Source organism: Deinococcota bacterium (assembly GCA_030858465.1).
Classification (GTDB): Bacteria; Deinococcota; Deinococci; order Deinococcales; family Trueperaceae; genus JALZLY01.
On record JALZLY010000165.1, the window covers coordinates 1 to 7410 of the forward strand.

Sequence of the window (7410 nt, forward strand, 5' to 3'; positions counted from 1 at the left end):
CTCGAGCTGAGTGACCTGGTGAGCAGGCTGCCCGAGGACATGGTCGCCGACTTCTACCCGGCGCTCTGGGACTACGGTGACCTGGGCGGGCGCTACGGCCTGCCCTGGAACATGTCCTTGCCGGTGCTCTTTTACAACGCCTCGATCTTCAGGCAGCTCGGGGTGACGCCGCCCACCACCTGGGAGGAGTTCGAGGCGGCCGCCGCCCGGCTGACCACCCGCAATACCAGGGGCTTTATCGACGTGTCGATGGCCTTTATCTTCGAGACGATGGTGTCGACCCGGGGCGGCAGCGTCGTCACCGAGGAGGGCCGGCCCAACTTCGACTCGCCCGAGGCGGTCGAGGCGCTGACCATGCTGCGGCGCCTGGCTGAGCGCGGCGACTCGATTCCCCGTTCCTTTGGCGAGCTCGACCTGGCGCTCATCGACTTCGTCCGCACCAAGGGCATGATGGCCTTTGCCACCTTCTCCTACTTTCCCCAGGGCGAGCGCTTCAACCTCGCCTTTGAACCCGGGGTCGCCGCCGTGCCCGCAAACCCGGGGAGCCTGGGGGTGCCGCTCGCCGACACGCAGATGGTGGTCCTCGCGGGCGCCAGCGAGGCGCAGCGGCAGGGCGCCTTCGCCTTCTGGCGCTTTGTCGTGGAGCCCGAAAACCAGCGCCGCTGGGTGGAGGCCTCCTACTTCCTGCCGGTGCGCCGCTCGGTCGTCCCGCTCCTAGCAGACTGGTACGCCGAGGACCCGCAGCGCCGCGTGGTGTTGGACTCGCTCGAGCACGCCACCACGCGCCCGCGCGTCGGCGCCTATGCGGTCTGGCAGGGCTACCTCGAGGAGGCCCTGGAGAGGGCGGTCAGGGGCCAGATGTCACCCGAGGCGGCCCTGGCCGAGGCGCAGCGCCGTGCCCTGGCGGCGCCCTAGTTTTAAAGCAGCGTCTGCAAGCGCGCGCGGAGGCCGGCCGGAGCTGAGACAAGGCTCGCCGCGCGGTAGAGCGCTTCCAGGCGCGGCAGGTCGAGCCCCTCGAGCACGCCGTGCGCGGCAAGCTCGGGCGGCAAGAGTACGTGGAAGCGCCCGAGCTCGAGCAGGCGCGCGACATAGCCGGCCAGCCCCTGAGCTTCCTCCCTGGCGAGCCCCTCGTCCCAGGGCGGCAGGGTACTCAGCGGGAAGGGCAGGTAGAGGCAGTACTCGTTCCAGGCGGCGACGCTGGGCTCATCTGCGCCCTCGGGGGTAAAGTGGGCGCGGAGGACGGCGGCGAGGAGGTCGCCGTAGAGGTCGCCCCAGAAGTGAAAGAGCCACATGCCTCGCTCGTCGGGCAATGACGGCAACCGTCCCGGCCCCAACCCGAGCCGCGCGGCGACGCCCTGGGCGACCTCCACAGGAATCGCCACGGGCGCGGTGTGAAAGCGCATCATCTCGTCTGTGCTGCCGCGCCGGCCCTCTACGCCGACCCTGTACCTGTCCTGCCAGGCCACCTCGACCGAGCGCCCGCCCATGAGCAGCCTCTCGCCTTTGTGGCGCGGGCGGTCGGCCCGGGCGATGGCCCGCCCGCTGTAGGCGTCGATGATGGTCGTGCCCAAGGCCTCGCCGCCGATGTTGCTGTAGATCTCGTGCTCGTCCGCCAGCTCGTTCAGTTTGGGTCCCGCCCGCCACTCCCCGGGCCTGCCGACCTTGAGGTAGCCCGTCGCCGCCAGGTGGCGGAGCAGGCCCCATAAGCGCTCGTCGTCAACTTCATCCGGGGCGACGCGGCGCAAGTCGGCGAAGCGGAGCCCACCTGTGGGGCTGCCCTTGAGCAGGCTGAAGCTCTGCTGGACCAGGACTGCGAGGCGAAAGTGATAGCCGGGCCTTGGCGCCGCCCCCTTGCCGAGCTCGCTCCCGTCATGATCGCTCCCGTCATGATCGCTCCTGTCGGGATTGGCGTGGCTCGCCCGGGCCATGCTCAAAAGCGCCTCGAAGCGCAGCGTCTCGGCGGGCGAGCGGGTCAGGCACAGCACCCGGGTCGCTTGGCCCCGTCGGCCGCCCCGCCCGATGCGCTGCAAAAACGAGCCGAGCGTGGGCGGCGGCCCGACCAGCGCCACCTCGTCGATGCTGCCGATGTCGATGCCCAGCTCGAGGGTCGAAGAGCTCACGCAGACCGCCACGCTGGCCTCCGCAAACTGCGCCTCGACCTCGCGCCTGAGGGCGGGGTCGAGGTTCGAGTAATGCACGAAGACGGCCGCCTCGTAGGGCAACCTCCCGCGCAGATAGGCCGCCACCTCCTCGACCTCGTGCCGGGTGTTGCAGAAGACCAGCATCTTGCGCGTAGCGCGGCGGGCGAGGGCCGTCACCAGGTCGTCCAGGTCGTAGATGGCAACGAGCTCGGCCTCGAGCTTGCGCCCACCCGCCACCTGCACCAGCACCGGACTGTTCAGATAGCGCCCCGCCACGGCCTCCGGCTCCGCCACGGTGGCGGAGAGGGCGACGCGCTGAGCGGGCGCCCGCCCCGGCTCGGCGTAGCCGCGAATGGTCTCGACGCGCCTGAGCAGACAGCGCAGGTGATCGCCGCGCGGGCCGCCGTCGAAGAGGTGAATCTCGTCCAGCACCACGGCGCTCAGCGTCGCAAAGAGGCGCGGCGCGCGGGTCAAGAGCGAATCGGTGGACTCGGGCGTGGTGATGAGCACGGTGGGCGGGCGGCGGCGCGAGACCGGCGCGGTGTCACCGCTCTTCATCGCCACGGTAACGCCCAGGCCGCGCAGCGGCGGCGCCAGCCGCTCGTAGAGATCGCGCACCAGCGCCTTGGTGGGGCAGATATAGAGGACGGCTAGGCCGGCTTGGCGCTCGTGCACGAGGTGACGCTCGAGCAGTGGCGCCATCGCCGCCTCGGTCTTGCCCGAGGCCGTCGCCGCCACCACCAGCGCATCTCGCCCCGAGAGGATCACCGGAATGGCGCGCCTTTGCACTTCGGTAAACGCGCCGTGACCCGCAAAAAAGGCGGGCCAGGTGTGGGAAAGTTGGGATTTCAGCAGATGAGGGGTCGTCATGAGAGCATCTCGGCCCCGCACGAGAAGCCGCACGAGAAGCCGACAGTGCGGAGGGGGTGGCTCACCAGCTTAACGCATCTGCTCGCGCAACTCCTCGAGCAGATCGGCCACCTCGTAGTCGGGATAGAGATAGAGCAGGTCGTAGAGTTCGGCGCCCAAACGCACCACGCCGCGGATGCTCAGCCGGCCGCTCCTCATCCCCGCCGCCAGATGCTCGGCGGCGGCGCGGCGGATTTGCCCCTGCCGTTCGCCGGGCTCATAGAGGTAGGCCTGGGCGTGGTAGCCCTGCAAGGTTTGGAGAAACTGGCCGATCTCCTGGGGGCTGTGGTGAGGCTCGAGTTCCAGCACCTCCTCAGGCCCCAGCCAGTCCTCCAGAGGCAGGCGGTTGTCGCTCCGGGTCACCGTGAAGAGAAAGAACAGCGCCTGCCCCCCTGGACGGGCAAGCGGGTAGGCGAGCGGGTAGTCGCGCCAGCGGTGCTGGGGAAAGGTACTCTCCTGGAGGCGGTTTTGCCTGTCCTGTAAGGCGGCGTAGATCACGGCAGCGAAGAAGAGCCCGGCCTTGGGGCGCTGCTGGGCACTTAGCAGCGAGTAAGCCTCGGCCTCGTCGATGAGGACGGCGAGGCCGCTGTAGTTGCAGAGCCGCGCCAAGACGCTGAGGCCGCTCACGAGGTAGGCCACCTGGCGGGCGTTGTGGCCGACCTTGTAGATGCTTGGGAACTTCTCTCCCGGCGGCACGAGCTTGTTCATCGCGCTCAGCCTGCGTCCGCCCGTCAGCCAAGCTTGCCAGTAGCGCCGCTGCCGTGACGAGGTGGTGCCGGCAAAGGCCTCGAGCGCGAGTTGCAGCGGGTCGAGCCCCGGCGAGGCCGCGGCGAGCGCTTCGTGGGCGCGGCGCTGGGCGGCGAGCTCGAGCAGCGGGCCGAGCCCGCGCTCGTCACTGTCCGGATAGCGCAGGTCCCGCACCAGGCTGCTGTAGATGTCAAAGGCGCGGTGAGGGGGCAGTTCCAGCAGGTCCAAGCTGGTCGTCGCCACCAGGAAGCCCTGGGCCAGCGCCTCCTGGGCGCTGAGCTGGACGATGTGGCTCTTGCCGTGGCCGTAGTCGCCGATCACCGCGCGAACCGCGCCGCCCTGGGCGTGGGCCTCGCTCAGCCCCGCGGCCAGGCTGCGGCGCTCGTTCTCGAGCCCGATGGTCAGCTCCCGCACGTGCTGCGCCGGAGCGACGCCGACGCGCAAGGCCTCGACCAGGCTCCGCGCTTCGAACCGGCTCCTGGGCATCGGCGCCGGCGGCGTAAAGGCAGGGGATCTCACCGGCGCCGCCTCGCCCTGCCCGCTAAACTCCTGCCCGCTGAACTCCTGCCCGCTGAACTCCTGCCGCGGCCGCCTGAAGCGCAGGCCGCTCTCGAAGCGCACCAGCCACTCCGCTCCGCCCCTGTAGGCGGCCATGACCCGGCCGCGGCCGTACTGGGGGTGGTCGACCACGTCACCGATCATAAGGGGCAGGAGACAGAGTCGGAATCCGGGAGCCAAAAGACCTGCTGCTCTTTCTCTCGAGCCCTGACTGCTGATTTCTTCTCTCGGTCCTAAGCGCATAAGCTTCGAGCATGCATCCCTCCACCCTCAGTAGGGCGGCGTCTCCCCACTGTGGAGTTCGTCCACCTGGCCGCGCAAAAGACCGACGGCTTCCTCTTCGCTGAGGAGCCGCTCGCCGCCGGCGTGCTGGCGGGACAGCTCGGTGACGAAGGCTTTGACGAAGAGGCGGCGGTGGCTCACATCCAAAAACACGTCGCGGGCGACGTTGGCGAGGATCGCGGCGTTGGCGTGCTGAAGCTTGGGGTCCAGGCTGACGCCAAAGGCCATCTCGTAGATGGACAGGAGCTTTTCGCCGATCGCCAGCATCAGCTCGTCTTCGCCCAAGTCGAGCTTGTCGAGGCCTATCTGCGGGCTGAAGTGGTTGGCCCTGGAAAAGCGTCCCGGCGCCCGCAGGCGCTGCTGCAAGGCCGGGTAGCGCGGCACCACGTCGTTCAAGAACTGGGGCGGCACGGCGTAGACGAACATCGCCCCCGGCAGGTCGCCCTGGCAGCGGTCGATGACCTCGCGCAGGTTGTCGGTCGCCAATTTTTCGGCCTTGCCGCCGATGCTGGCCATGCGGTCCACCTCGTCGAAGAGCAGGAGCAGGCCGCTGTAGGAGAGCGCGCGGATCACTTGGGCCAGCGAGCGCAGCATGCGAAAGGCGTTGGTTCGGGTGATCTTGCCCGTCACGCCCACCTCGCGCAAGACCTTGGTGTCGTCGGGGGTGGTGTCCTCGGCGAGCAGCCAGCGCGACAGCGCCTCTAAGCGCTCCTCCTGAGCGCGAATCAGCGCCTCGAGGTAGGCCAAGATGGCCGCCTTGTAGGCCGGGCCGTCGATGCTGGTGGCCTCGAGCGTGTCGATGAGCCCCCGGTAGTTGGGATGAGCGGCCGTCTCGAGGCTCAAGACGTCGCCGACGACGCGCTGCAGCGTCCCCTCCAGAAAGCGGGGCAGGCCGAGCTCGTCGCTGGCGTGCTCGTCCTCCTCGTGCCAGATGAGGTTGCGAGCCACCGCGCCGTAGACGAGCCGCTGGTCGTTGTAGGGCGTCTCGACCGGGCTCAGGTCCACCTTGACCACGGCGAAGCCGCGCGCCCAGGCGGCGTCGCGCAGGCAGTAGAGAAAGTGCGACTTGCCGCTGCCGTAGTCGCCCACCACCATCTTGAAGGCCGCCCCGCCGTCTTGCAGGTAAGACGACAGGTAAAACGCGTCCAAGGCCTCGATAAGCGAGCGGTTGCCGACGTTGAAGTGCTGCACGCCTCTGGCGGGCGGCGTGCCCGAAGCGCCGAGCGTCTCGACGATGTGGCGGGCGAGGGGCTGGGAGAGGGTCATAGCACAGGAGCCAGGAGACAGCCGTCAGAATTCACAAGGTCTTCTCCTGAGCCCTGAGCTCTGACTTCTGGATTCTTTGGGAAAGGCCGCAACACTAGGCCTCCTCGAAGGTGATGTCCGCATAGTACTCGCCTCCCAGCGGCCCGCTCGGCACCCAGACGCTGCGACTGGGCTGGTCGGCCTGGCTCTTGGTGGCGGTGCCCAGGCGCAGGCGGTAGGCCTTGCCGTCCGCGCTGAGGGTGGGTGAAGGCTGCACCAGGACCAGATCGCGCACGAACAGGGGGCGCGGGTAGTCCCTGAAGGTGCTCCGCGAGGGCGCGTTCCAGAAGCGAGCCGACTGCCGGTTTAGGGTCAGCTTGCTGTAGGTCTCAACCAGGTTGAGGCGGTTGCCGAGGGGCTTGCGGGCGCGGCTGGCGAGTTCGCCCTCCCAGGTCTTGTAGAGCTCGCCCAGAAACGCCGCCGGCTCGGTGTCGCGCTCGAGGATGAGCTTGCGCTGCCCCTCGTAGGCCTTTATGATGGTAGAGATCGAGAGCGGCAGCGGGCGGGTCAAGGCCTCCTTGCCGTAGAACCACTGGGCCTTGCGCGCGGCGATGTCGATGTGCAAGACCAATTCGCCCACCACCAAGGTCGGCGGACGCCCCTCCACCGCCATGCCCCGCCGCTCGAAGCTCTCTTTCAGGTCTTTGGCGAACTCGAAGGAGAGGGCGTCAAGGGCCTTTTCCGTTTCCGCCTGAAAGCTCCGGGCCGCGCCCTGAAGCCGCGCGTCGTCCACGCCTGCGGTAGCCTGTTGCAGCTTGACGAGCGCCTTTTGCATAGGCAGGGCGTCGGGTTTGTCGTCAGCCGCCAGCCTGATCGCCCCCTTGAGGGCGCCGGTGGCGTCGCGCAAGGCCTTGAATTGGGGCTCCAGGGCCTGCTGAGCACTTTGCAAGTCTCTTAACAGCTCTTCGTTCACAGTTGACGAGCCTCCTCCGGATGGGTCGGTGTCTGCTGCTACACGACCTCATGGGGTCGCAATACTAAGCTCCAGTCTATCGCCGCGTGGCGAATAAGACAAGAAAGGCGGCCCAGCATGTCTATCACCTCATTGACTTGCCCCGCCGGGGAGGTGTATTCTCTTACTCCGACGAGGCTCGGGCGGTTAGCTCAGCGGGAGAGCACTCGCTTCACACGCGAGGGGTCGTAGGTTCAAATCCTATACCGCCCACCACGACAGGAACGCAAAAACCGGAGGTTATCAAGCCTCCGGTTTCCCTTTTGACCCTAGAACTGACCCTAGAATTCACGATATGGTCATGGGGCTAGCGAGTGCTCTCCCGCTGAGCCAACCCTCCTCTAGCCTGAGTTTGAATGATGCCACTGCGTTGATGGTCATCAATGCGGCAGCCGTGGGCTCACCCATTGCCATTGATAAGCGCACAAATACACATGAGCGGGTTCAACCGCCAAATATCTGCTACTATCTGTCCAAGAGGCTTTGCCAACTGGCTTCCGTTCTACAATTTTACTG

At 67.5% G+C, this 7410-nt stretch carries 6 protein-coding genes and 1 tRNA gene; 3 read left to right on the forward strand and 4 right to left on the reverse strand.

Annotated features, from left to right (window positions below):
- Window positions 1–915, forward strand: a 915-nt coding sequence (locus tag M3498_08355; GenBank protein ID MDQ3459293.1) for an extracellular solute-binding protein, incomplete at its 5' end; no start/stop codon positions are given.
- 2 nt (window positions 916–917) lie between these two features.
- Here the strand turns inward: M3498_08355 and M3498_08360 are convergent.
- The 4 genes from M3498_08360 to M3498_08375 form a co-directional block, all read right to left on the reverse strand.
- Entirely contained in the window at window positions 918–3011 is a 2094-nt protein-coding gene (locus tag M3498_08360) for a DEAD/DEAH box helicase (GenBank protein ID MDQ3459294.1), read from the reverse strand.
- A 69-nt stretch (window positions 3012–3080) separates the two neighbouring features.
- Window positions 3081–4499 (reverse strand): ATP-binding protein, encoded by a 1419-nt coding sequence (locus M3498_08365; GenBank protein MDQ3459295.1) that lies wholly within the window; start codon window positions 4497–4499, stop codon window positions 3081–3083.
- Window positions 4500–4625: 126 nt separating this feature from the next.
- Window positions 4626–5903, reverse strand: coding sequence for an ATP-binding protein (locus M3498_08370; GenBank protein MDQ3459296.1), 1278 nt, complete (start codon window positions 5901–5903; stop codon window positions 4626–4628).
- 94 nt (window positions 5904–5997) lie between these two features.
- The gene (locus tag M3498_08375) at window positions 5998–6855 is read right to left on the reverse strand and encodes a hypothetical protein (GenBank protein MDQ3459297.1); all 858 of its coding nucleotides are present in this window, start codon (window positions 6853–6855) and stop codon (window positions 5998–6000) included.
- 180 nt (window positions 6856–7035) lie between these two features.
- On the opposite strand from M3498_08375, the gene M3498_08380 reads away from it, so the two are divergent.
- Both M3498_08380 and M3498_08385 read left to right on the forward strand, forming a co-directional pair.
- Window positions 7036–7110: transfer RNA gene (locus tag M3498_08380), tRNA-Val, on the forward strand.
- A gap of 79 nt (window positions 7111–7189) precedes the next feature.
- On the forward strand, window positions 7190–7410 hold a 221-nt coding region (locus tag M3498_08385), incomplete at its 3' end, for a hypothetical protein (GenBank protein ID MDQ3459298.1).